This is a genomic window from Actinoplanes sp. NPDC024001 (assembly GCF_040638955.1).
Lineage (GTDB): Bacteria > Actinomycetota > Actinomycetes > Mycobacteriales > Micromonosporaceae > Actinoplanes.
The window spans coordinates 1-20,337 of the sequence record NZ_JBEZZB010000132.1 but is presented as its reverse complement, the minus strand read 5'-3'; the positions used below and the strand labels follow the sequence as shown (position 1 = coordinate 20,337).

20 protein-coding genes are annotated in these 20,337 nt (G+C 70.4%); 13 read left to right on the top strand and 7 right to left on the bottom strand.

Translation table 11 applies throughout. The annotated features are described in order from the left end of the window. Positions 1–126: 126 nt before the first annotated feature. The gene (locus tag AB0F81_RS37245) at positions 127–957 is read left to right on the top strand and encodes a DNA-formamidopyrimidine glycosylase family protein (protein ID WP_360205324.1); all 831 of its coding nucleotides are present in this window, start codon (positions 127–129) and stop codon (positions 955–957) included. On the opposite strand, the gene AB0F81_RS37240 is transcribed toward AB0F81_RS37245, so the two are convergent. Then, positions 935–2,353, bottom strand: coding sequence for a polysaccharide deacetylase family protein (locus AB0F81_RS37240; RefSeq protein ID WP_360205321.1), 1,419 nt, complete (start codon positions 2,351–2,353; stop codon positions 935–937). The genes AB0F81_RS37245 and AB0F81_RS37240 overlap by 23 nt on opposite strands. A 249-nt stretch (positions 2,354–2,602) precedes the next feature. Further along, positions 2,603–3,772 (bottom strand): glutamate--cysteine ligase, encoded by a 1,170-nt coding sequence (locus AB0F81_RS37235; protein ID WP_360205318.1) that lies wholly within the window; start codon positions 3,770–3,772, stop codon positions 2,603–2,605. Positions 3,773–3,901: 129 nt separating this feature from the next. Between AB0F81_RS37235 and AB0F81_RS37230 the strand changes: the two genes are divergently transcribed. The 3 genes from AB0F81_RS37230 to AB0F81_RS37220 all read left to right on the top strand — a co-directional run bounded on the left by AB0F81_RS37230 (position 3,902) and on the right by AB0F81_RS37220 (position 7,923). Continuing rightward, positions 3,902–5,281, top strand: coding sequence for a carbohydrate-binding protein (locus AB0F81_RS37230; RefSeq protein ID WP_360205316.1), 1,380 nt, complete (start codon positions 3,902–3,904; stop codon positions 5,279–5,281). Between the two features lie 148 nt (positions 5,282–5,429). Further along, positions 5,430–6,701, top strand: a complete 1,272-nt coding sequence (locus tag AB0F81_RS37225; RefSeq protein ID WP_360205314.1) for a glycosyl hydrolase family 18 protein — start codon at positions 5,430–5,432, stop codon at positions 6,699–6,701. A gap of 28 nt (positions 6,702–6,729) precedes the next feature. Continuing rightward, complete coding sequence (locus tag AB0F81_RS37220) at positions 6,730–7,923, top strand: glycosyl hydrolase family 18 protein (protein WP_360205311.1); 1,194 nt, start codon at positions 6,730–6,732, stop codon at positions 7,921–7,923. A 48-nt stretch (positions 7,924–7,971) separates the two neighbouring features. Here the strand turns inward: AB0F81_RS37220 and AB0F81_RS37215 are convergent, their stop codons facing one another. Next, complete coding sequence (locus tag AB0F81_RS37215; protein ID WP_360205309.1) at positions 7,972–8,628, bottom strand: DedA family protein; 657 nt, start codon at positions 8,626–8,628, stop codon at positions 7,972–7,974. Positions 8,629–8,726: 98 nt separating this feature from the next. Here AB0F81_RS37215 and AB0F81_RS37210 point away from each other — a divergent pair, with 98 nt between their 5' ends. The 6 genes from AB0F81_RS37210 to AB0F81_RS37185 are packed head-to-tail and all read left to right on the top strand — an operon-like array spanning position 8,727 to position 14,438. Beyond that, positions 8,727–9,074, top strand: a complete 348-nt coding sequence (locus tag AB0F81_RS37210; protein WP_360205307.1) for a PadR family transcriptional regulator — start codon at positions 8,727–8,729, stop codon at positions 9,072–9,074. Then, entirely contained in the window at positions 9,071–10,075 is a 1,005-nt protein-coding gene (locus AB0F81_RS37205) for a hypothetical protein (protein ID WP_360205305.1), read from the top strand. The genes AB0F81_RS37210 and AB0F81_RS37205 overlap by 4 nt, the downstream gene beginning before the upstream one ends. Beyond that, the gene (locus tag AB0F81_RS37200; RefSeq protein ID WP_360205303.1) at positions 10,068–11,714 is read left to right on the top strand and encodes an alpha-amylase family protein; all 1,647 of its coding nucleotides are present in this window, start codon (positions 10,068–10,070) and stop codon (positions 11,712–11,714) included. Before AB0F81_RS37205 ends, AB0F81_RS37200 begins: the two co-directional genes overlap by 8 nt. A gap of 51 nt (positions 11,715–11,765) precedes the next feature. Next, positions 11,766–12,530, top strand: coding sequence for a 3-oxoacyl-ACP reductase FabG (gene fabG, locus AB0F81_RS37195; protein ID WP_360205301.1), 765 nt, complete (start codon positions 11,766–11,768; stop codon positions 12,528–12,530). A 36-nt stretch (positions 12,531–12,566) separates the two neighbouring features. After that, positions 12,567–12,971 (top strand): hypothetical protein, encoded by a 405-nt coding sequence (locus AB0F81_RS37190; protein ID WP_360205298.1) that lies wholly within the window; start codon positions 12,567–12,569, stop codon positions 12,969–12,971. Positions 12,972–12,974: 3 nt separating this feature from the next. Beyond that, the gene (locus AB0F81_RS37185) at positions 12,975–14,438 is read left to right on the top strand and encodes a glutathionylspermidine synthase family protein (RefSeq protein WP_360205296.1); all 1,464 of its coding nucleotides are present in this window, start codon (positions 12,975–12,977) and stop codon (positions 14,436–14,438) included. 28 nt (positions 14,439–14,466) lie between these two features. Here AB0F81_RS37185 and AB0F81_RS37180 read toward each other — a convergent pair whose 3' ends face one another. Both AB0F81_RS37180 and AB0F81_RS37175 read right to left on the bottom strand, forming a co-directional pair. Then, positions 14,467–14,892 carry a hypothetical protein gene (locus AB0F81_RS37180; protein ID WP_360205294.1) on the bottom strand — a complete coding sequence of 142 codons (426 nt, stop codon included), beginning with the start codon at positions 14,890–14,892 and terminating at the stop codon, positions 14,467–14,469. Continuing rightward, entirely contained in the window at positions 14,885–15,250 is a 366-nt protein-coding gene (locus AB0F81_RS37175; RefSeq protein WP_360205291.1) for a hypothetical protein, read from the bottom strand. Before AB0F81_RS37175 ends, AB0F81_RS37180 begins: the two co-directional genes overlap by 8 nt. A gap of 77 nt (positions 15,251–15,327) precedes the next feature. On the opposite strand from AB0F81_RS37175, the gene AB0F81_RS37170 reads away from it, so the two are divergent. Both AB0F81_RS37170 and AB0F81_RS37165 read left to right on the top strand, forming a co-directional pair. Then, positions 15,328–16,227, top strand: a complete 900-nt coding sequence (locus AB0F81_RS37170; protein WP_360205289.1) for a Gfo/Idh/MocA family oxidoreductase — start codon at positions 15,328–15,330, stop codon at positions 16,225–16,227. Between the two features lie 315 nt (positions 16,228–16,542). Then, entirely contained in the window at positions 16,543–16,896 is a 354-nt protein-coding gene (locus tag AB0F81_RS37165) for a hypothetical protein (RefSeq protein WP_360205286.1), read from the top strand. 16 nt (positions 16,897–16,912) lie between these two features. Here the strand turns inward: AB0F81_RS37165 and AB0F81_RS37160 are convergent, their stop codons facing one another. Further along, the gene (locus AB0F81_RS37160; protein ID WP_360205284.1) at positions 16,913–17,902 is read right to left on the bottom strand and encodes an AraC family transcriptional regulator; all 990 of its coding nucleotides are present in this window, start codon (positions 17,900–17,902) and stop codon (positions 16,913–16,915) included. Between the two features lie 288 nt (positions 17,903–18,190). On the opposite strand from AB0F81_RS37160, the gene AB0F81_RS37155 reads away from it, so the two are divergent. Beyond that, positions 18,191–18,547, top strand: coding sequence for an STAS domain-containing protein (locus tag AB0F81_RS37155; protein ID WP_360205282.1), 357 nt, complete (start codon positions 18,191–18,193; stop codon positions 18,545–18,547). A 66-nt stretch (positions 18,548–18,613) separates the two neighbouring features. On the opposite strand, the gene AB0F81_RS37150 is transcribed toward AB0F81_RS37155, so the two are convergent. Then, positions 18,614–20,188: an MDR family MFS transporter gene (locus AB0F81_RS37150; protein WP_360205279.1), complete on the bottom strand. Its 1,575-nt coding sequence runs from the start codon at positions 20,186–20,188 to the stop codon at positions 18,614–18,616. Positions 20,189–20,337 lie beyond the last annotated feature (149 nt).

The window sequence follows — 20,337 nt, the reverse complement described above, 5'->3', positions numbered from 1 at the left end:
TCTCGCATCCGCTGTTCCACGTCTCACACCCTCCCCCAGGGTGAGCCCGGATCCCAGCAATTCCCCTCAGGGCGAATCCGCTGTCGGCAGAACGAGGCCTGTTCGGCCGCGGTTACCGTTGATCCCGTGCCGGAGGGACATACCATTCACCGCCTCGCGACCCGTCATCGCGAGTTATTCGTCGGTAACCCGGTGGCCGCGAGCAGCCCGCAGGGCCGCTTCGCCACGGGCGCCGCGCTGATCGACGGTCGCGTGTTGCGCGACACCGAGGCGATCGGCAAGCATCTGCTGCACCACTACGAGGACGATCGCACCGTCCACGTCCATCTAGGGCTGTACGGCAAGTTCACCGAGGGCGAGCTTCCCGTCCCCGGCCCGGTCGGACAGATCCGAATGCGGCTGACCGGTTCGGGTCACTGGCTCGACCTGCGCGGCCCGACCGCGTGCGAGGTCCTGGAGCCGGCGGCCGTGGCGCTCCTGCGGGCCCGGCTCGGCGCCGACCCGCTGCGCGACGACGCGGATCCGGCCGCCGCCCACGCGCGGATCCGCGCCAGCACCAAGCCGCTCTTCGCCCTGCTGATGGACCAGTCCATCGTGGCCGGTTGCGGTCTGATCTACGCCAACGAGGTGCTGTTCCGGGCCGGCCTGGCGCCGGAGACCCCCGGCACCGCGATCGGGGCGGCCCGCTGGACCGAGATCTGGGACGACCTGCGGGCGCTGATGAAGGAGGGCGTGGCCCGGGGCCGGATCGACACCGTGCACACCGAGCACACGCCGGAGGCGATGAGCCGCGCGCCCCGGGTGGACCGGCACGGCGGCGAGGTCTACGTCTACCGTCGCCCCGGCCAGCCCTGTCTGGTCTGCGGCACCGCGATCGCCCGCGGCCCGATGGCCGGGCGCAACCTTTACTGGTGCCCGACCTGCCAGCCGCCGCTCAGGGGGTCGCGGACGGCGTGACCACCGGCGCCGCCTCCGCGGGGGAGGACGCGGAGGGCGTCGGCGCCGGTGCGGTGGTGCTCGGCTCGGGGGTCGGCGGCGCCGGCGTGGGCGGCGTGGTGACCGGGGCGCTGGGCGCCGGCGCGGCCTTGTCGCCGGGCAGGCCCACCTGGAAGTTCTCGACCAGCCACGGCAGCAGCTTCTCGAACGCCTCGGTCGTCGCCGGCTGGTTGAAGTCGTGGGCCAGCACGATCGAACCGGGCCGGGTGGTCTTCTTCACCTCGGCCACGATCCGCTTCACCCGCTGGTCGTAGGTCTCGCCCGCCGGGTGGAACCAGTCGCGCGGGTCGACCTCCCAGTAGAGCGAGGTCATCTGCCCGGTGTAGGCCACCGAGACCAGCCGGTCGGTGAAGTTGCCGCCCGGCGCCCGGAAGTAGGGGATCTCGGCACCGGGAACCGCGGACCGGATCGCCGCGTTCGTCCGATCCAGATCAGCGCGGATCCGGTCGGCCTTCTTCTTCCCGATCGTCAGGTCGTGGTCCCAGGTGTGGTTGCACAGCACGTGACCGGCGTCGACGATCTGCCGGATCAGGTCGGGGTGCCGCTGAGCCTGCGTCCCGACCACGCAGAAGACCGCCTTGACCTGGTGCTTCTCCAGCAGCGCAAGGATCTTCGGGGTCTCGTTCGGGTCCGGGCCGTCGTCGAAGGTCAGCGAGACCACCGGCGAGCCGGTGGTGCGCAGCGAGTTCGCCGGGCCGTCGCCCTTGGGCACGGTGCGCTGCGCCGGGACGACCTGCGGGGGCGTGCGCTCCTCGGTGCGGGTCACCTCCGGGGTGGGCGCCGGCGCGGTGGTCTCCTCGACGGCCGGCCGCGCCGGGACGGCCGCGGCCTCCGGCTCCTTCTTCTCGGTCTTCTTCGGCGGCGCCGGCGGCTTCTCGGTGATCCGTCCGGCGACCGCCTGGGCGGCCACGTTCATCACGCTGGTGTTCTCGCCGCCGCCCTGCGGGATCGGCACCGCGGTCAGCAGCAGACCCGCCGCGACCAGCGTGCCGAGCAGCACCTGCGGGCGGTTCTTCGCGGTCGCCAGCCAGGTCTCCAGCGGCAGCGTGCCGGGCGCGCGATGCGTGCCGGTCGCGGGTCGCTTCGCGACCGGCCGGCTCGAGGCCTGCGCATGCCGGGCATGGCGCGGCCGATTGCCGCGCGACCGGCGGGTGGCGCTGCGGGACGACCCCGGGTTCGGGTACGACGCCGCGCGGTGCCGTGCCGAGTCGCCGGTCTCCGGTGCCGAGTGCCGGCCGGTACCGATGGTCGCGCCGGTGCTGATGGTCGCGCCGGTGCTGATGGTCGTGCCGGTGCCGAGGTCGGTGAACGCCGCTCGGGGCGTCCTCGGCGGCGGCACCCGGGCCTCGGTCCCCACCGCGTCGGCCAGGCTCTCTGGCCGCCGGTGCCGCCCGCCTGACGGGTTTTGCACGCCGGTCGGCGGCGTTGTCGAAGGCGAGGTGTGCGGCGGCATCCGTCATGACTACCGTGCCGCAAGATCGAGCGCGAGATCGAATTGGTCACCGAGTCATTACGCTACGAGATATCCCCAGGTCAAGTGGAATGGTGACGGTGTACACCTTCACCGCCCCGCATTGACGGGCGTCTGTATGGAATCGCTCCCAGATCATTCCTGGCCGGTAGCGGGCCCGCGGGTGGCCTCGGCCAGCCAGTCGACGACGCCGGCCACCGACTCGCCGCGGGCCAGCAGCGCACGCTGCCGGGCCGCCCCGGTGCCGTTCGCCCGCAACCGGCCCATCAGGCGGGTCGCCGCCTCCAGGTCACCGTGCCGCTCCAGCTCCGGCCGGACGTAGTCGAAGAGCTGCCGCATGAGCCGCCAGGCCGGGCGCGGCTGCCGGGTGGCCATGTCGATGTTGAGGCCCTCCAGGCCGTCGTGCGCGGCCCGCCAGTGCGCGGCCATCAGCAGCGGGTGCGGCACGTCCGGCGCCTCGGCGCCGTCGCGGACCTCCCGCACCAGGGTGGCGACCAGGGCCCGGGTCAGCGCGGCGAGCAGCATCGCGTCGTCCAGGCTCGGCGTGACGTCGCCCATCCGGATCTCCACCGTGGGGTAGCTGGCGGAGAGCCGGGCGTACCAGTAGAGCATCCCCTCGTCGAGCATCGCCCCGCTCGCCTCCAGGTCGGCGATGAGCGTCAGGTAGTGCTCGTGGGAGTGCAGGTACGGGGTCGGGCCGACGGTGGGCCAGCGCTCCCACATCATCGAGCGCCAGCTGGCGTACCCGGTGTCGCGCCCGGCGAACAGCGGCGAGTTGGCCGTGGCGGCCTGCAGGACCGGCAGCCAGGGGCGCAGGTGGTTGAGCACCTGCACGCCGGTCTCCGGGTCCGGGATGCTGACGTGCACGTGCGTGCCGCACATGCCCTGACCGGGGGAGAGGTCGCCGAACCGCTCCCGCATCCGGTGGTACCGCGGGTTGTCGACGATCCGCAGGTTGGGGCCGGCCGCCGGGCCGGTGCCGACCGCGACCAGCCGGGCCCCGGCCCGCTCGGTCGCCGCCGCCAGGTCGGAGCGCAGCCCCCGCATCGCGGCGTGCAGTCCGCCGAGCTCGAGCTGTGGCGGACTGGCCACCTCGATCTGGCTGCGGTAGTACTCGTGCTGCACGCTGTCGCGCAGCTGGTCGGGAAGTTCCTCGAAGACCGCCTCGACCGCCTCCACCGCACGCGGCTCGGCCGCGTCGACGAGCAGGTATTCCTCCTCGATACCGAGGGTCATCAGGTCGTGGCGTTCGGCCTCGGCGGCGATCTCCGCGGGGAGTTCGGTGCCCTCGGTGGCGGTTTCCATGGCCGCACCCTTACCCGGGGAGTTTTCCCCGGAAACCGGGGGCAACAGATCGTCGGACATCCATATTGACAAGCTTCAGAAACAAGCGTGAAATCGCGTGAGAGCGCTCTCTTCCGAAAGGCGTCCCCCATGCGAATCCCCCGAAGACTTCCGCGCCGGCTGTTCGTCGTCGCGGCCGCGATGCTCACGGTCGGTGCCTCCGCGACCTTCGTGGCGACCGCCGACGCGGCGGTTCCCCCGCCGCCCTCCGGCATGTCCCTGGTGTTCAGCGACGACTTCACCGGTGCCGCCGGCACCGGGGTGAACCGCTCCAACTGGCTCTACTCCACCGGCACCGGTTACCCGGGCGGCGCGCCCAACTGGGGCACCGGCGAGGTGGAGACGATGACCGACTCGACGGCGAACGTCTACCACGACGGCAACGGCAACCTGGCGATCCGTCCACTGCGTGACTCGGCCGGCCGCTGGACCTCCGGACGGATCGAGACCCAGCGCACCGACTTCGCCGCCCCGGCCGGCGGCCGGATGCGGATGGAGGCCCGGATCCAGCAGCCCAACGTGACCGGCGCCGCGGCGGCCGGCTACTGGCCGGCGTTCTGGGCCCTCGGTGCGGCGGCCCGCCCGGTCGGCGCCACCAACTGGCCGAGCATCGGCGAGATCGACATCCTGGAGAACGTCAACGGCCGGTCGAGCCACTTCGCCGCCCTGCACTGCGGCACCAACCCGGGCGGTCCGTGCAACGAGACCACCGGCCTGACCAGCGGTGAACGCTCCTGCACAGGCTGCCTGAGCTCCTTCCACACCTACGCGGTGGAGTACGACCGCAGCACCTCGCCGGAGCAACTGCGCTTCTACCGCGACGGGACCAACTACTGGACCCTGAGCGCCACCGCGGTCGACGCGACCACCTGGAGCAACGCGCTGCACCACGGGTTCTTCATGATCCTCAACGTGGCGATCGGCGGCGGTTTCCCGGCCGCGTTCGGTGGCGGGCCGACCGCGCAGACCCAGCCCGGCTTCCCGATGCTGATCGATTACGTGGCGGTCTGGCAGTCCTCCGGCGGCACCACGCCGCCCACCACCTCGCCGCCGAGCGGGGCCGTGCGCGACGCGTACGCCCGGATCGAGGCCGAGTCCTACAACGCCGCGTCGGCCGTGCAGGCCGAGGCCTGCTCGGAGGGCGGGCAGAACGTCGGCTGGATCGCCAACGGGGACTGGCTGCAGTTCAACAACGTCGACTTCGGCAGCGGCGGGGTCCGCGACTTCGTGGCCCGGGTGGCCTCCGGCGCCGGGTCCGGGGTGAGCGGCCTCGTCGAGGTACGCCTGGACAGCCGCAGCAACGCGCCGATCGGCAGCTTCGCGCTCGGCAACACCGGCGGCTGGCAGAGCTGGCAGTCGATACCCGGTAACGTCTCGAACGTCACCGGTCGTCACACCGTGTTCCTGACCTTCACCAGCGGCCAGCCGGCCGACTTCATCAACGTGAACTGGATCCAGTTCCGCCGGTAATTGTTTTTATCGATGGGCCGTTGCCGCTGACCTGCGGCGGCGGCCCATCTTCGCGATTTAAGGAAGTTTAAGGCGACGGCTCTTTACTTTTACTGTTAACAGTCCTAAAGATTGATGCACCTCACCGGATGTGCATGGAAGGACGGCGATGAAGCGCTCCCGATCGGTAATCCTCGCAACGGTCACGGCGCTGGTCGCCGGTGGAGCGGCGACCTACTTCTCCGGCAACGCGTCGGCTGCCACGGCCTGCGCTCCCGCCTGGAGCTCGACCGCCGTCTACGTCAAGGGCAACGTGGCGTCGCTGAACGGCCACAACTACACCGCGAAGTGGTGGACCCAGAACGAGTCGCCCGCGATCCGCAGCGGTCAGTGGGACGTCTGGGCCGACAACGGCGTCTGTGAGGGCGGCACTACTCCGCCCACCACGACGCCGCCCACCACGACCCCGCCGACGACCACTCCTCCCACGACGACTCCGCCGACGACCACGCCGCCGACGACCAACCCGCCCAGCAACGGCGCGCTGCCGAAGCACTTCATCACCGGGTACTGGCAGAACTTCGACAACGGCGCCGCGCCGCTCAAGCTCGCCGCCGTTCCGGCCACCTACGACCTGATCGCGGTCGCCTTCGCGGACGCCACCAGCACCCCCGGTGCGGTGACCTTCAACCTCGACCCGGGCCTGGCCACGGCGGTCGGCGGCTACACCGACGCCCAGTTCAAGGCGGACATCGCCACCCTGCACGCGCGGGGCAAGAAGGTGATCATCTCGGTCGGCGGTGAGAAGGGCACGGTCGCGGTCAACAGCGCGGCCGCCGCCACCGCCTTCGCCGACTCGGTGCACACCCTGATCAAGAACTACGGCTTCGACGGCGTCGACATCGACCTGGAGAACGGGCTCAACCCGACCTACATGGGCCAGGCCCTGCGCTCGCTGCGGAGCAAGGTCGGCAGCAGCCTGATCATCACGATGGCGCCGCAGACGATCGACATGCAGAACCCGCAGTCGTCGTACTTCAAGCTGGCGCTGGACATCAAGGACATCCTCACCGTCGTCTTCACCCAGTACTACAACTCCGGTTCGATGCTGGGCTGCGACAACAACGCCGCGTACAGCCAGGGCACCGTCAACTTCCTGACCGCGCTCGCCTGCATCCCGCTGCAGAACGGGCTGCGCCCGGACCAGATCGCCCTCGGCCTGCCGGCCAGCACCCGCGCGGCAGGCGGTGGCTACGTCGCCCCGTCGGTGGTCAACGCCGCCCTCGACTGCCTCGCCAAGGGCACCAACTGCGGCACCTTCAAGCCGCCGGCCACCTACCCGGGCATCCGCGGCGCAATGACCTGGTCGATCAACTGGGACGTGACCAACGGCAACGGCTGGGCCAACACGATCGACCCGCACCTCGCCACCCTCCCCTGATCCCCCTCTCATCCCCTCGGAGTTCCCCGTGAGACTCAGCAGGAAGATCGCCGTGGTCGCGGCGGTCGCGGCGGTCGGCACAGCCGCCGCGGTCCTCCCGATGGCCACCTCGAGCGCGGCCGCCGCCTGCGCCCCGGCCTGGAGCGCCTCGGCCGTCTACGTGAAGGACAACGTGGCCTCGCAGAACGGCCACAACTACACCGCGAAGTGGTGGACCCAGGGCGAGTCGCCGGCCACCAACAGCAGCCAGTGGGCGGTCTGGACCGACAACGGCGTGTGCGGCGGCACCACCCCGCCGACCACCCCGCCCACGACCGGGCCGACGACCCCGCCGCCGGCGACCGGCACCAAGATGGCGGCCGCGCCGTACATCTACCCGGGCTGGGGCAACCCGCCGGCGCCGGCCACCGTGGTCAACGCCACCGGGATCAAGGCCTTCACCATCGCGTTCGTGCTGGCCAGCAACGGCTGCAACCCGGCATGGGACGGCGCGAGCGGGCTCACCGGAGGCGTGCACGCCAGCACCATCGCGGCGATCCGGGCGGCCGGCGCCGACGTGGTGCCGTCGATCGGCGGCTGGAGCGGCAACAAGCTCGGCCCGAACTGCTCGACCGCCGAGGCGCTCGCCGGGGCGTACCAGAAGGTGATCGACACCTTCCAGCTCAAGGCGATCGACATCGACATCGAGAACACCGACGAGTTCGAGAACTACGTGGTGACCGACCGGATCGTGGACGCGCTGAAGATCGTCAAGCAGCGCAACCCGGGCGTGAAGACCATCCTCACCTTCGGCACCACGCCGAGCGGCCCGAACGCGCACGGCATCCGGCTGATCCAGCAGGCCAAGGCGAAGAACGCGAACATCGACATCTTCACCCAGATGCCGTTCGACTTCAGCGGCCACGCCGACATGTACGCCGCCACGGTCGGCGCCACCGAGGGCCTGAAGAACCAGCTCAAGACCACCTTCGGCTGGACCGACGCCCAGGCGTACTCCCGGATCGGCATCTCCGGCATGAACGGCCTCTCCGACCAGCAGGAGCTGACCTCGGTGGAGACCTGGACCCGGATCCGCGATTACGCCAAGAGCAAGAACCTGGCCCGGTTCTCCTTCTGGGCGGTCAACCGGGACCGCGGCTGCGCCGGTGGCGGTGTGGTCAGCAACTGCTCCGGCATCGCCCAGGCCGACTGGGCGTTCACCAAGGTGAGCGCCGGTTTCTGAGCTTATCCGCGGCGGAAGACCGAAGTAATTCTGTTGGAGACGCGCCGCTCACGCGCGGTCGCCCGCCCGGGCGGCCGCGCGCCGGCGTTTGCGGACCTTCTTGACCACCCACTGGCCGATCACGATGGCGAAGAACGCCCAGATCGCGTAGTCGAACCACTGCGCGTACTGCTCCAGGTCCTGCCAGCGGGAACCCAGTGCGTAGCCGCCGCCCACGAACAGCGCGTTCCACACCCCGCTGCCGATGACCGTGAGAAGAGCGAACAGCCCGAGCGGCATGTGGTTGGCGCCGGCCGGGATCGAGACCAGACTGCGCACCACGGGCATGCACCGGCCGATCAGCACCGCCGACTTCTCGTGTTTCTCGAACCACCGGTCCGCCCTGTCCAGGTCGTCGAGGTCGACCAGCGGCACCCTGTCGAGCCAGCGGCGCAGCCGGTCCTCGCCGAGACCGCGGCCCAGCCAGTAGAGCAGCAGCGCGCCGCCGAGCGCGCCGAGCGTCGCGGTGACCCAGACCAGCACCAGGTTGACCCGGCCCACGCTGGCGAGGTAACCGGCCATCGACAGGACGATCTCGCTCGGGATGGGCGGCACGAGGTTCTCCAGCGCGACCAGCAGGCCGACGCCCACCTCGCCGAATGAGTCGATCACCGAAGCGACCCAGCCGGTCAGTCCACCGAGGTTCGTGAGATCGCCTTCGGCCATGAGCGGTCCTCCTCGCCAAGTCGGTTCCTGAGGGTTACCCAGCAACCAGCGTACGAACCGGTCCGCGTATATGCCGTTCATCGGTATATGCTGCCGACATGACCGACGTACCGATGCGGGAGCCGACCTTCCTGGTGCTCACCGCTCTGGCCGAGGAGCCACGCCACGGCTATGCCGTGATCGAGGACGTCGCGGCGATGACCGGCGGGCGTGTCCGGCTGCGGGCCGGCACGCTCTACGCCGCTCTCGACCGCCTCCGGGTCGAGGGCCTCATCGAGGTCGACCGGGAGGAGATCGTGCAGTCCCGGCTGCGGCGCTATTACCGCCTCACCGCGCCGGGGGAGCGTGCCCTCGCGGCTGAGACCGGCCGCCTGCGCGACCAGGCCACCATCGCCGAGCGGCGCCTGAGCGCCCGCCGCATCGAGCTCGGGGGAGCCACCGCATGACGAGCAGCCCGCTGGAGCGGCGCTACCGGCGCCTGTTGCGGATCTACCCGGCGCGGCACCGGGCCGCCTACGAGGAGGAGATGATCGGCGTGCTGATGGACGGGTCGGCCCCGGGCCGCCGTATCCCGGCGCCGGCCGAGGTGGCCGATCTGCTGCGGGCCGGCCTCGCGGCACGCGTCGGCGGGTCCTGGCGGGGTGTGCGCGGCTCGGGCTGGCGTGACGCGAGCGCGGTCGCCGGTCTGATCATCGCGGTGATGCTGGCCGCGGTCGCCGGCCGGCGGCTCTTCGTCGGCATCCACGTGATCCACGTCGACCCGGGCGGCTCGGCGGATGCGTTGGGCCTCCGGGCTCTGCTGCTGCTCGACGTGTCGCTGCGGTTCGTTCTCTGGGGTGCGGTCTGCGCCGCCGCCCTGCTCGGGCTCCGGCGTGCCGCGGCGTGGCTCACCCTGCCCGCCGCGCTGGTCGAGCTGGGCACGGTGATCTGGTGGCTGCCCGGCACCCCGATGCAGTCGGCGATCCGGCTCTCCTGGTCGGTGGTCACCGTCGGCGTGGCGATCGCGGCCCTCATGGCGGCCCGCCGGGGTCGTCCGCTGCCGGTCCTGCTGGGCCACCGCGGCCTCGGTGTCGTGCTGGTCGCGGCGGGTGGCGCGGTGGCCGCCGAGGTCCTCGCCGACTACCTTCTGCTGAGCTACGGCTGGGCCGTGCGGATCTTCGAGCTGGCCCTTTTCGTGCTGGTTGCGGCGATTGTCCTGTCCGCCGCGCCCGGTGTGCGCGGCCGGGCCGCGGTGCTGCTGGTCCCGGCGTTCACCGGCCCGATCACCTGGGAGCTTGCTCAGGGCGCCCACCTGCTGACCGTCGTCGACAGCGGCCGGGATCTGATCGCCCCGTTCTTCGTCGTGCTCGCCACCCCGGCGCTCGCCTTCGGTGTCGCCCTGGTCGTCCTCTGGGCCTGGAGCGTTTCGCGGACCGAGGGCGCGGCTAAAGAACAGGGCCATGAGTGACCGGTGGTATGAGAAGGCCGTTGTCTACTGCTTGGACATCGACAGCTTCGCCGACGCCGACGGTGACGGCTGCGGAGACATCCGGGGCCTGATCGGCCGCCTGGACTACCTGTCCCGGCTGGGGGTGACATGCCTCTGGCTCAACCCGATCCACCCGTCGCCGAACCGCGACGACGGTTACGACGTGTCCGACTTCTACAACATCGACCCACGGTTCGGGAACCTGGGCGACTTCGCCGAGCTGCTGCACGAGGCGGGCAACCGCGGCATCAAGGTGATCATCGACCTGGTCGTCAACCACACCTCCGACCAGCACCCGTGGTTCCAGTCGGCCCGGTCGTCGCCCGACTCGCCGTACCGTGACTGGTATGTCTGGAGCGAGACCGAACCCGCGGACCGCAAGCAGGGCATGGTCTTCCCCGGCGAGCAGGCGGAGACCTGGACCTACGACCGCACCGCGAAGCTCTGGTTCTACCACCGGTTCTACAAGTTCCAGCCGGACCTGAACATCAAGAACCCCGCGGTCCGCGAGGAGATCAAGAAGATCTGCTCGTTCTGGCTGCAGCTCGGGGTCGCCGGTTTCCGGATGGACGCGGTGCCGTTCATCATCGAGGAGACCCAGCCCGGCGACCCGACCGCGCCGATGGACTTCGAGTTCCTCACCGAGCTGCGCCAGCACGTCCAGTGGCGCAAGGGCGACGCGGTCCTGCTGGCCGAGGCCAATGTGGAGCCGGCCCAGCTCACGCAGTACTTCGGGGACGCCGGCGGCTCGTCGAACCGGATCCACATGCTCTTCGACTTCATGCTGAACAGCAAGATCATGCTGGCGCTGGCCCGGGAGGACCCGGAGCAGGTCATCGACGCCCTGCGCGACGCGCCGAAACTGCCGCCGGGCGGGCAGTGGGCGACGTTCCTGCGCAACCACGACGAGATCGACCTGTCCCGGCTCACCGCCGAGCAGCGCGCGGACGTGTTCGCCAAGTTCGGTCCCGACGAGGACATGCAGCTCTACGACCGGGGCATCCGCCGCCGGCTGGCGCCGATGCTGGGCAACGACCGCCGGCACATCGAACTCGCCTACTCGCTGCAGTTCACCCTGCGCGGTACCCCGGTGCTGCGCTACGGCGAGGAGATCGGGATGGGTGACGACCTCACCCAGCCGGGCCGGCACTCGGTACGCAGCCCGATGCAGTGGTCGCTGCTGCCCAACGGCGGGTTTTCCACCGCGGAGCCGGACAGGCTGGTCCGTCCGGTGATCTCCGAGGGCGAGTTCGGCTATTCCAAGGTCAACGTGACGCTGCAACGGCACGATCCGAACTCGCTGCTCTCCTGGTTCGAGCGGATGATCCGTACGCTGCGGGAGGCGCCGGAGATCGGTGGCGGCGAGTGCAAGCACGTCGACGTGCAGGTGCCGCCCGGCGTGCTGGTGCACCGGGCGGACGACGGCACCGGCACGATGGTCTTCGTGCACAACCTCGGCACCGAGCCGGGCGTCGTCGATCTGAGCAGTCTGGCCGGCGAGGCCGAGTTCCCCAACGACGTGCTCGCCGACCAGGAATACCCCGAACCCGGCAAGCTCGACGCGATCCGGGTCGAGGGGCACGGGTATCGGTGGATCCGGCTGCGCAGAACGGCCTGACCCGGACTAGCATCGCCCTCGGTGGTAACGGAGATCACTACGGAGGCCGCAATGTCGCAGTCCGAACCCCGCCGGGTGGCGGTCGTCACCGGAGCCGCTCGTGGCATCGGTGAGGCGGTCGCTCTGAAGCTCGCCGCCGACGGCATGGCCGTCGCCGTGGTCGACCTGGACGAGGGCGCCTGCGCCAACACGGTGACCGCGATCCACGACGCCGGGGGCACCGCGGTCGCGATCGGCGCCGACGTCGCCGACGCGGCGCAGGTCACCGCGGCCGTCGAGCGGGTGGTCGCCGAGCTCGGCCCGCCGACCGTGCTGGTCAACAACGCCGGGGTGCTGCGCGACAACCTGCTCTTCAAGATGTCCGAGGACGACTGGGACACCGTGATGGCGGTGCACCTGCGCGGCGCCTTCCTGTTCAGCAAGGCGGTGCAGAAGCACATGGTCGACGCCGGTTTCGGCCGGATCGTCAGCCTGTCCAGCACCTCCGCGCTCGGCAACCGCGGCCAGGCGAACTACGCCGCCGCCAAGGCCGGCATCCAGGGCTTCACCAAGACCCTCGCGATCGAGCTCGGCAAGTTCGGCATCACCGCGAACGCGGTCGCGCCGGGTTTCATCGTCACCGACATGACCCGCGCGACCGCCGCCCGGATCGGGGTGGATTTCGCAGATTTTGAGAAGGCCACCATCAGCCAGATCCCGGTGGGCCGGGCGGGGCGTCCCGAGGACGTGGCGAACACCGTAGCCTTCCTCGTCAGTGAGGGGGCGGGCTTCGTCTCGGGACAGGTGATCTATGTCGCGGGCGGGCCGAGAGACTGATGCTGGCAACTTGCTGAGAAGAGTTACAAAGAAATCATGAACCGACGCATGAGTTCCCGCAGCGTGTCGCTGACCAGCACGTTCCTCTTGCTGGCCGCGGGAGGTGTGGCGGCGTGTGACAACGATGAGTACGAGGACCAGGGTTTCTACTGCGCCGACGAGAACGGTGTGGTCGTCGATGAGGACTACTGCGACGACGACTACGACGGTGGCGGCGGCGTGGGTTTCTTCATCTGGCACTCCGCGGCCTACCGGGCCGGCTACCCGGTGGGTTACCGGCTGCCCGCCGGGGGCAGCAAATTCGCCTACAACGACGCGGCCGCACGGTCCAAGTTCGGGCTGCCGACCACCGGCAAGATCAGCAATGGCACGGTGAAGACCAGCGTGGTCGGCAAGGGCGGCGGCGGTTCCCGTAGCAAGTCCGGCTCGGGCGGAGGCTGACCGGTGCGGCGGATCGCGTACGGGCCGGTGCGGGACGGCTGGCAGCTCACCAACTTCAGTCTCGGGCTGACCTACAACGACACCGAGCTGCCGGACGGCACCATGACGTCGTACTGGCGGGAGGGGCCGTACTACGACTTCACCGCGGCCGAGATCGAGGAGCTGGAGACGGCCACCTCGACGCTCCACGCGATGTGCGTCGAGGCCGGCGACTGGATGGTCCGGCAGTGCCCGCGGCGCACCGTGGAGGGCCGCAAGGAGGGCTTCTTCACCTCGATCTGCAACGACGAGACGTGCTTCCTGGCCCGCATCGGCATCCCGGAGTACACGCACGAGCAGATCATCCGGACCTGGTTCGACGGTGACGCGGAGACCTGGACGCATTACGACAAGGATCCGGACATGCGTCTGCCGATGCAGACCCCGGACTACTCGCCGAGCGTCTACGGCCGCTTCGACCTCTGGTACAACGGCGCCGGCACCACCCCGCGGCTGCTGGAGTTCAACGCGCAGACCCCGACGTCGCTGGTGGAGGCGGCGGTCATCCAGTGGCACTGGATGGACCAGACCGGCGTCACCCAGCACGAGTGGCGGCAGTGGAACTCCATCCACGAGCGCCTGGTCGGCTGGGAGGCCACGCCGGGCGAGCCCGGCGACCCCGGCGCCTGGCGGCGCAACATCAACAAGTTGCGCGAGGCGCGGACCTGGCTCCCCGAGAAACCCAAGATCTTTTTTGCGTACGAGACGAGCGAGACGTCCGGTGAGGATCGGATGAACGTCGCGTACCTGATGGCCACCGCCGAGGAGGCCGGTTACCCGGTCGAGTTGATCGCGATGAGCCAGATCGGCTGGGACGTGGCCGGTGACCGGGTCGTCTTCGTCCCCGGGCCGGGCCAGGAGCACAAGGCCGAGCCGATCGACGTCATCTTCATGCTCTATCCGTGGGAGTGGTTCTGGCACGAGGAGGGCGGCAAGGCCTTCTTCCGCAACATGGCCGACCCGGAGAAGCGGGGCACGGTCTGGATCGAGCCGCCCTACAAGGCCGCGCTGCTCGGCAACAAGGCGCTGCTGCCGGTCCTGTGGAAACTCTTCGGCGACGACCCGGAACGGGGTAAGTACCTGCTCCCGGCCTACTTCGCCGAGTCCTCCGGCGCGGCCACGCTGAAGTCCTACGCGAAGAAGCCGGTCTGGGGCCGCGAGGGTGGCTCGGTCACCCTGGTCCGCGACGGCGTGCCGATCACCGCGAACCCGTCCGAGTACGGCGCGGACGGCCGCTACATCGTGCAGGAACTCTGCGAGCTGCCGTCCTTCGAGGGCCTGGAGGGCACGCTGCACCCGGTGATCGGCGCCTGGCTGATCGACGGCGAGCCGGCCGGCATGGGTATCCGCGAGGGCATCGGCACCGAGGGCCTGGTGACCGGAAACACCTGCAACTTCGTCCCGCACACCATCGAGAGCAACGCGTGAAGCCGGGGCGCTCAGCGCATTCGGAAGTTCACACGGTGGTTCGGGGGTGCCGCCAGATCCACCACAGGCCGATGAACGGCAGGATCAGCGGGACGTAGCCGTAGCCGCTGCCGAAGCGGGACCAGACGGTGTCGTCCGGGAAGGCGACCGCGTCGACGATGCTGAGCAGCCCCACGACCAGCACGCCCACCAGCTCGATACTGCAGCTGACCAGGGCGATCATGCGGCCGCGCGGCCCGCCCCGGGCCAGCCCCACGGTGGCGGCGAGGTAGACCAGGCCGGCGAGGGCGGACAGCAGGTAGGCGAGTGGCGCCTCGGCGAAGTGGGTGGTGATCTGCACCAGCGCCCGGGCGCTCGCCGACAGCGCGAAGACGCCGTAGACGAGCAGCAGCACCCGACCGACACCGGTGTTCAGAGCGGCGTCGCTGGGCCGTTTCGTGGTCTGGTCAGGCACCGGTCACCGACGCGATCTGCTGCAGGCGCAGCACGAGGACGGGCAGGATGAGGCAGCCGATGCCGAGGATCAGGTTGCCCCAGCGGGTCGGCTCCATCTTGGCGAGCACCAGCGCGGTCGGCGCGAACGCGACCGTCGTGAGCAGATAGCCGGCGAACGTGCCGATCTCTGCCGGCCGGCTGCCGTCGAAGAGCCCGACGACCGCGGCCACGACCAGGACCACGACCAGGGCTCCGAGCACGATCATGGCCAGCAGGTCGAGGCGGCTGGGCGCGCGGTCCAGCGCGGCCCGGAGCAGATACCACGCCGCGAGCAGGAGGGCGGCGACGATGGTCGCCGTGGACAGGGCACCGTTCACCCGGCCAGGTTACTGATGCGCCTCTGAGCTGATAACTTCCGGCCTGGAGATCAGCTTCTGCAAGGGTGGTCGATTCAGTGCGCTTCGGACTTTTCGGAACGGGCCCGTGGGCCCATCTCGCCCACGCGCCGGCTCTGGCCGCGCATCCCGGGGTGCAGTTCGCCGGGGTGTGGGGCCGTGATCCGGCCAAGGCCGCTGAGCTGGCCGGCCGCTTCGGCGTACGGACCTACGCCACCACCGACGAGTTGATCGCCGACGTGGACGCGGTCGCCATCGCCCTGCCGCCGGACGTGCAGGCGCCGCTCGCCCTGCGCGCGGCTCAGGCCGGCCGGCACCTCCTGCTGGACAAGCCGGTTGCGCTGCGTACCGATGAGGCCGAGGCCATCGCCGCCGCGGTCACCGAGCGTGATCTGGCCTCGGTGGTCTTCTTCACCCGCCGTTTCGCGCCGGAGATCAGCGCGTTCGTGGCCGAGGCCGCCGCCACCGGCGGCTGGACCGAGGCCCGGGTCGACCATCTGGGCTCAATCTTCGAGGACGGCAACCCGTTCGGCGCCTCACCCTGGCGCCGCGAGCGCGGTGGCCTCTGGGACGTCGGCCCGCACGCCCTGGCGCTGGTGCTGCCGGTGCTCGGCGCGGTGACCGAGGTGACCGGCATGGCCGGCGACCGTGATCTCACCTACCTGCTGCTCCGGCACGCCAGCGGGGCGATCAGCCGGCTCACTCTTTCGGTGGACGCGCCGGCCGCCGCGGCCCGCGAGGACGCGATGTTCGCCGGCGAGGCGGGCGTGGTGCCGGTCCCGGCCGCGCAGTGGGATCCGGAGCTGGCTCTGGGCCGGGCCATCGACCAGTTGATCTCGGCCGCCGCGGGTGGCCCCCGGCCGGACTGCGACGTGCGGTTCGGCGCCGACGTGACCGCCGTGCTCGTCGCCGCCGAGCGCGCGGTACGCGAGGGGACGGTCGTCCGGCCGGCCTTCTGAATCTCTGCCCCCTTGGTGAGTGGTCCTCGATTCAGCGGGTATCCGGTATGCGGATGGCTACGCCGGGCCGAGCCGCGCGGTTTGCGGCTGTCCGAACTGAGCGCTAACTGGACAGAACCTGCGCGTTGCGGATGGACGCAAAGTAGCGAGCCGAATACATTTTCGGCTTGTCACGCGCACCGGGTCGGTTGTCCGGCGGAGGCTCAGCGGCTTCCCGGCCTAACCCCGGGGTGGGTGCGGGGGTGAGGGGATGCGCCACATGACCGACTGCACCACGGCGAAGCAGGACCCGGCCGTCCACGGGGGAGGACGGGCGTGACCGGGCTGTGGGACGCCGAGCGAGACGCGTACGACGCGGCGCAGGCGCTGGCCGGGCTGGCCGCGCTGCTGGCGCGTACGGCGAACGCGCGCGCCGCGGACGAGGTCCTCGACGAGGACTGCCGGCTTCTGCTGAGCATGGCCCGCAACGGCGAGACGGCGGCCGAACGCGTCGTGGCCTACCTGCGGCAGCAGCGCGGAGCCGGCGACGGGGACCTGGCCGCGGTGCCGTCCCGGCTGGCGCCGTGGCGCGACTGGGTGCCCACCCGGGGCCATCTTTTCGGCGCGACCGCCGCTCCGCGTCACCCGAACGAGGTGCCGCAACCGCGCCGGTGCGACCCGGGCGAGTGACGTCGGGGCACCCGCCTCAGAGCGTCGTGCGCAGGGTCTCCGACGGCGACTCGCCGAACTTCTGCCGATAGGCCGAGGCGAACCGGCCCAGGTGGGCGAAGCCCCAGCGGTGGGCCACCGTGGCGACCGTGATCCGGGCCGGGTCGCCGCGCCGCAGCGCGTCCCGCGCACGGGTCAGGCGGACCTGCTGCAGGTAGGTCATCGGTGCGCTGCCCACGTGCCGGCGGAAGCCTTCCTGCAGCGACCGCACGCTCATCCCGGCGATCATGGCGAGGTCCCCCACCGTGAAGGCGCGCTCCGGCTCGTCGTTGATCGCCTCCACCGCGCGCCGGATCGCGCGCGGCGGCCCCGCGGTGGCCGGCAGGGTCAACTCATCGCGATAGCGGTGCGGCACGCTCAGTAACAGCCCGCTGAGCACGCTGCTGCACAGCTGCTCGGCGATGAGTGGCTGGTAGATCAGGCTGGTCTCGTGCTCCAGCTCCTCGTGGAGCAACCGGATCAGCCGGCTCCAGCTGTGCGCCGGGCCCTCGGTGAGGTCGAAACTCGCCGGCAGGTCGATCGGGCCGTCGACCGGGCGGCCCAGCAGGGTGGCCAGCTCCGACTCCAGGGCCCAGCTCTCGATCCGCACCTCCAGCTCCGCGGAGTTCGCGGTGTGCCGCAGGTGAACCGGGTCGCCGGGGCGGAAGACCAGCGCGGTGGCGGGCGTCGCGGTGACCTCCTGCCCGCCCTGCCGGGAGCTGACCGCACCGGCCGTGGGCAGGGTCACGTGGTAGGCGTCGACCTCGGGCGCGACCAGCGTGGCACAGCCGGCGAAGGCGAGGTGGCCGACGGTCAGGGGTCCGAGTTGGATCACCTCCACCTCCAGTTCGACCCTGTCGCCGTCGGGCGCGCCGAGCGACACCGGATGGTAGAAACGATTCAGAACACCTGCCGCCTGTTCGGCGTCGACGCTGTCGAAGTAGACGGTCCCGGGCGCCGGCGTGGCGCGCGGCAGGGCGTCAACCATGGCGCGTGGCGCTCCATCGCATACGGTGAGTATTCGGTCAAAGTCCGTGGAGAGTCAACGTGGTCGCCACGCAGTGACCGTTCCAGCACATTCCGGCCATATGAACTACTCTGGCGTTCCGCGCCTACGTGGCGTAACTTGCAGACCAGCGGATTGTTGTAGGAACGCGGGTTCCGGTCGGCGTCCCCAGCGAACGCCGCTCGCGCTCGACCCCTGAATTTCGGGCGGCGCACCGTGTCCCGCGGAAGTCGGCGTCGGCTCCGGCTCGACGCCAGGAAGAGGGCAGCTGTGTATCTGCCGATCACGACCCGCCAGCTGGCCGACGGCACCGTCGAGATCGCACCGAGCGGTGAGATCGATCTCGACAACGCTCACGTCATGAGGGACGCCGTCAATGACGTGCTGACCAGCATGACGCCGAGCCGGATCTGCCTGGACCTCCAGCGGGTCATGCTGATCGACAGCATCGGGATCGGCATCCTGGTGGCATGCTTCCACACCGCCGCGGCGAGCGGCGTGAAACTCGTGGTGAGCCACCCCAGCGCCACCGTCTACCGGCAGCTCTGGGTCTCCGGGCTGGTCGGCCTGCTCGGGTGTGCCGAGCCGCCGTCGCCCCGGACCTCGGTGGGCCTGCGCCCGTCCTGAGCCCGGTTTTCACCCGTCTGAGGGGTGCCGGACGACCGATTCCGACCGCCGGCACCCGGTCAGGCGTCAGTGCAGGGCGGCCGCGGCCGCTTCCTCCTGAGCGCGGCGCTCGTCACCGGACAGCGTGGAGAGCGGCTTCTCCTTGATGAACAGGACCGCGATCACCGCGAGGAACGCGATCGGCGCGCCGACCATGAACAGGTCCGCGGTCGCCGTGCCGTAGATGTCCTTCACCACGGTGAGCACCTCGGGCGGCAGGGTCTCCAGGTCGGGCACCTGTCCCGAACCCTCGGAGCCGGCCGCGCCGAACCGCTCGGTGAAGAGCGTGGTGACCCGGCTGGCCAGGACCGCGCCGAGCGCGCTGACCCCGATCGAGCCGCCCATGCTGCGGAAGAAGGTCAGCGCCGAGGTGGTGGCGCCCAGCTCGGTGGCGGGCACGTCGTTCTGCGCGGCGAGGACCAGGTTCTGCATCAGCAGGCCGACGCCGATGCCCAGCACGGCCATGTAGACCGAGAGCACCAGCACGCTGGTGCCGGCGCCGATGGTGCTCAGCAGCAGCATGCCGGCGGTCATCACCACCGAGCCCGCCACCAGGTACGCCTTCCACCGGCCGTGCTTGGTGATCAGGGCGCCGGCGACGGTGGAGGAGACCAGCAGGCCGAAGACCATCGGCAGGCCCATCAGGCCGGCGACGGTCGGCGACTTGCCGAGCGAGATCTGGAAGTACTGGGAGAGGAAGACCGTCCCGCCGAACATCGCGACACCCACCAGCACGCTGGCGACGATCGCCAGGGTGACGGTGCGGTGCCGGAAGATGGTGAGTGGGATGATCGGCTCCTTGGCCCTCGACTCGACCAGCACGGCCAGCGCGAGCAGCACGAGACCACCCGCGACCAGGGCCGCGGTCTGCCAGGAGGCCCAGTCGAAGTGCTCGCCGGCCAGCGTCGACCAGATCAGCAGCGTGCTGACACCCGCGGTGATCAGCAGCGCGCCCAGCCAGTCGATGCTCACCTCGCGCCGGACCACCGGCAGGTGCAGGGTCTTCTGCAGCAGCACGATCGCGATCAGCGAGAACGGCACGCCGATCAGGAAGCACCAGCGCCAGCCCAGCCACGAGGTGTCGACCAGGACACCACCGATCAGCGGCCCGGCGATGGTGCCGACACCGAAGACGGCGCCGAACATGCCCGAGTACCGGCCGAGCTCGCGCGGCGGGATCATCGCGGCCATCACGATCATCGCGAGCGCGGTCATGCCGCCCGCGCCGACGCCCTGGATGACGCGGCTGACCAGCAGCATCTCGACGTTCGGGGTGAGGCCGGCGACCAGCGAGCCGGCCACGAACAGGCCGAGCGAGAGCTGGATCAGCAGCTTCTTGCTCCACAGGTCGGCCATCTTGCCCCAGAGCGGGACGGTCGCCGTCATGGCGAGCAGCTCGGTGGTGACGATCCAGGTGTAGACGGACTGGCTGCCGTTGAGGTCAGCGATGATCCGGGGCAGGGCGTTGGCCACCACGGTGGAGGCCAGGATGCTCACGAACATGCCGAGCATCAGGCCGGAGAGGGCCTGGATCACCTCCCGGTGTGACATCCGGCCGGACGGCGCGGCGTCCGTTGAGGGTGGGGCTTCTGAGGTGGTCATTCGTCGGTTTCCTCGGTCGTGCTGACAGGGGTGGCCAGGCCGGCGGCGACCATGCCGAAGGCCTCGCGGGTGTGGTCGGAGAGGGGCCGTGCGGCGCCGGTGCCGGCCGCCCAGCGCATCACGGCGACGCGCAGGGCGGCGCTGGCGAC

Coding starts and splice junctions, on each gene's coding strand:
- AB0F81_RS37235 (WP_360205318.1), bottom strand. CDS start 3,772: ATGGAAACCGCCACCGAGGGCACCGAACTCCCCGCGGAGATCGCCGCC.
- AB0F81_RS37230 (WP_360205316.1), top strand. CDS start 3,902: ATGCGAATCCCCCGAAGACTTCCGCGCCGGCTGTTCGTCGTCGCGGCC.
- AB0F81_RS37150 (WP_360205279.1), bottom strand. CDS start 20,188: ATGACCACCTCAGAAGCCCCACCCTCAACGGACGCCGCGCCGTCCGGC.
- AB0F81_RS37210 (WP_360205307.1), top strand. CDS start 8,727: ATGACCGACGTACCGATGCGGGAGCCGACCTTCCTGGTGCTCACCGCT.
- AB0F81_RS37225 (WP_360205314.1), top strand. CDS start 5,430: ATGAAGCGCTCCCGATCGGTAATCCTCGCAACGGTCACGGCGCTGGTC.
- AB0F81_RS37190 (WP_360205298.1), top strand. CDS start 12,567: ATGAACCGACGCATGAGTTCCCGCAGCGTGTCGCTGACCAGCACGTTC.
- fabG (WP_360205301.1), top strand. CDS start 11,766: ATGTCGCAGTCCGAACCCCGCCGGGTGGCGGTCGTCACCGGAGCCGCT.
- AB0F81_RS37160 (WP_360205284.1), bottom strand. CDS start 17,902: ATGGTTGACGCCCTGCCGCGCGCCACGCCGGCGCCCGGGACCGTCTAC.
- AB0F81_RS37215 (WP_360205309.1), bottom strand. CDS start 8,628: ATGGCCGAAGGCGATCTCACGAACCTCGGTGGACTGACCGGCTGGGTC.
- AB0F81_RS37200 (WP_360205303.1), top strand. CDS start 10,068: ATGAGTGACCGGTGGTATGAGAAGGCCGTTGTCTACTGCTTGGACATC.
- AB0F81_RS37205 (WP_360205305.1), top strand. CDS start 9,071: ATGACGAGCAGCCCGCTGGAGCGGCGCTACCGGCGCCTGTTGCGGATC.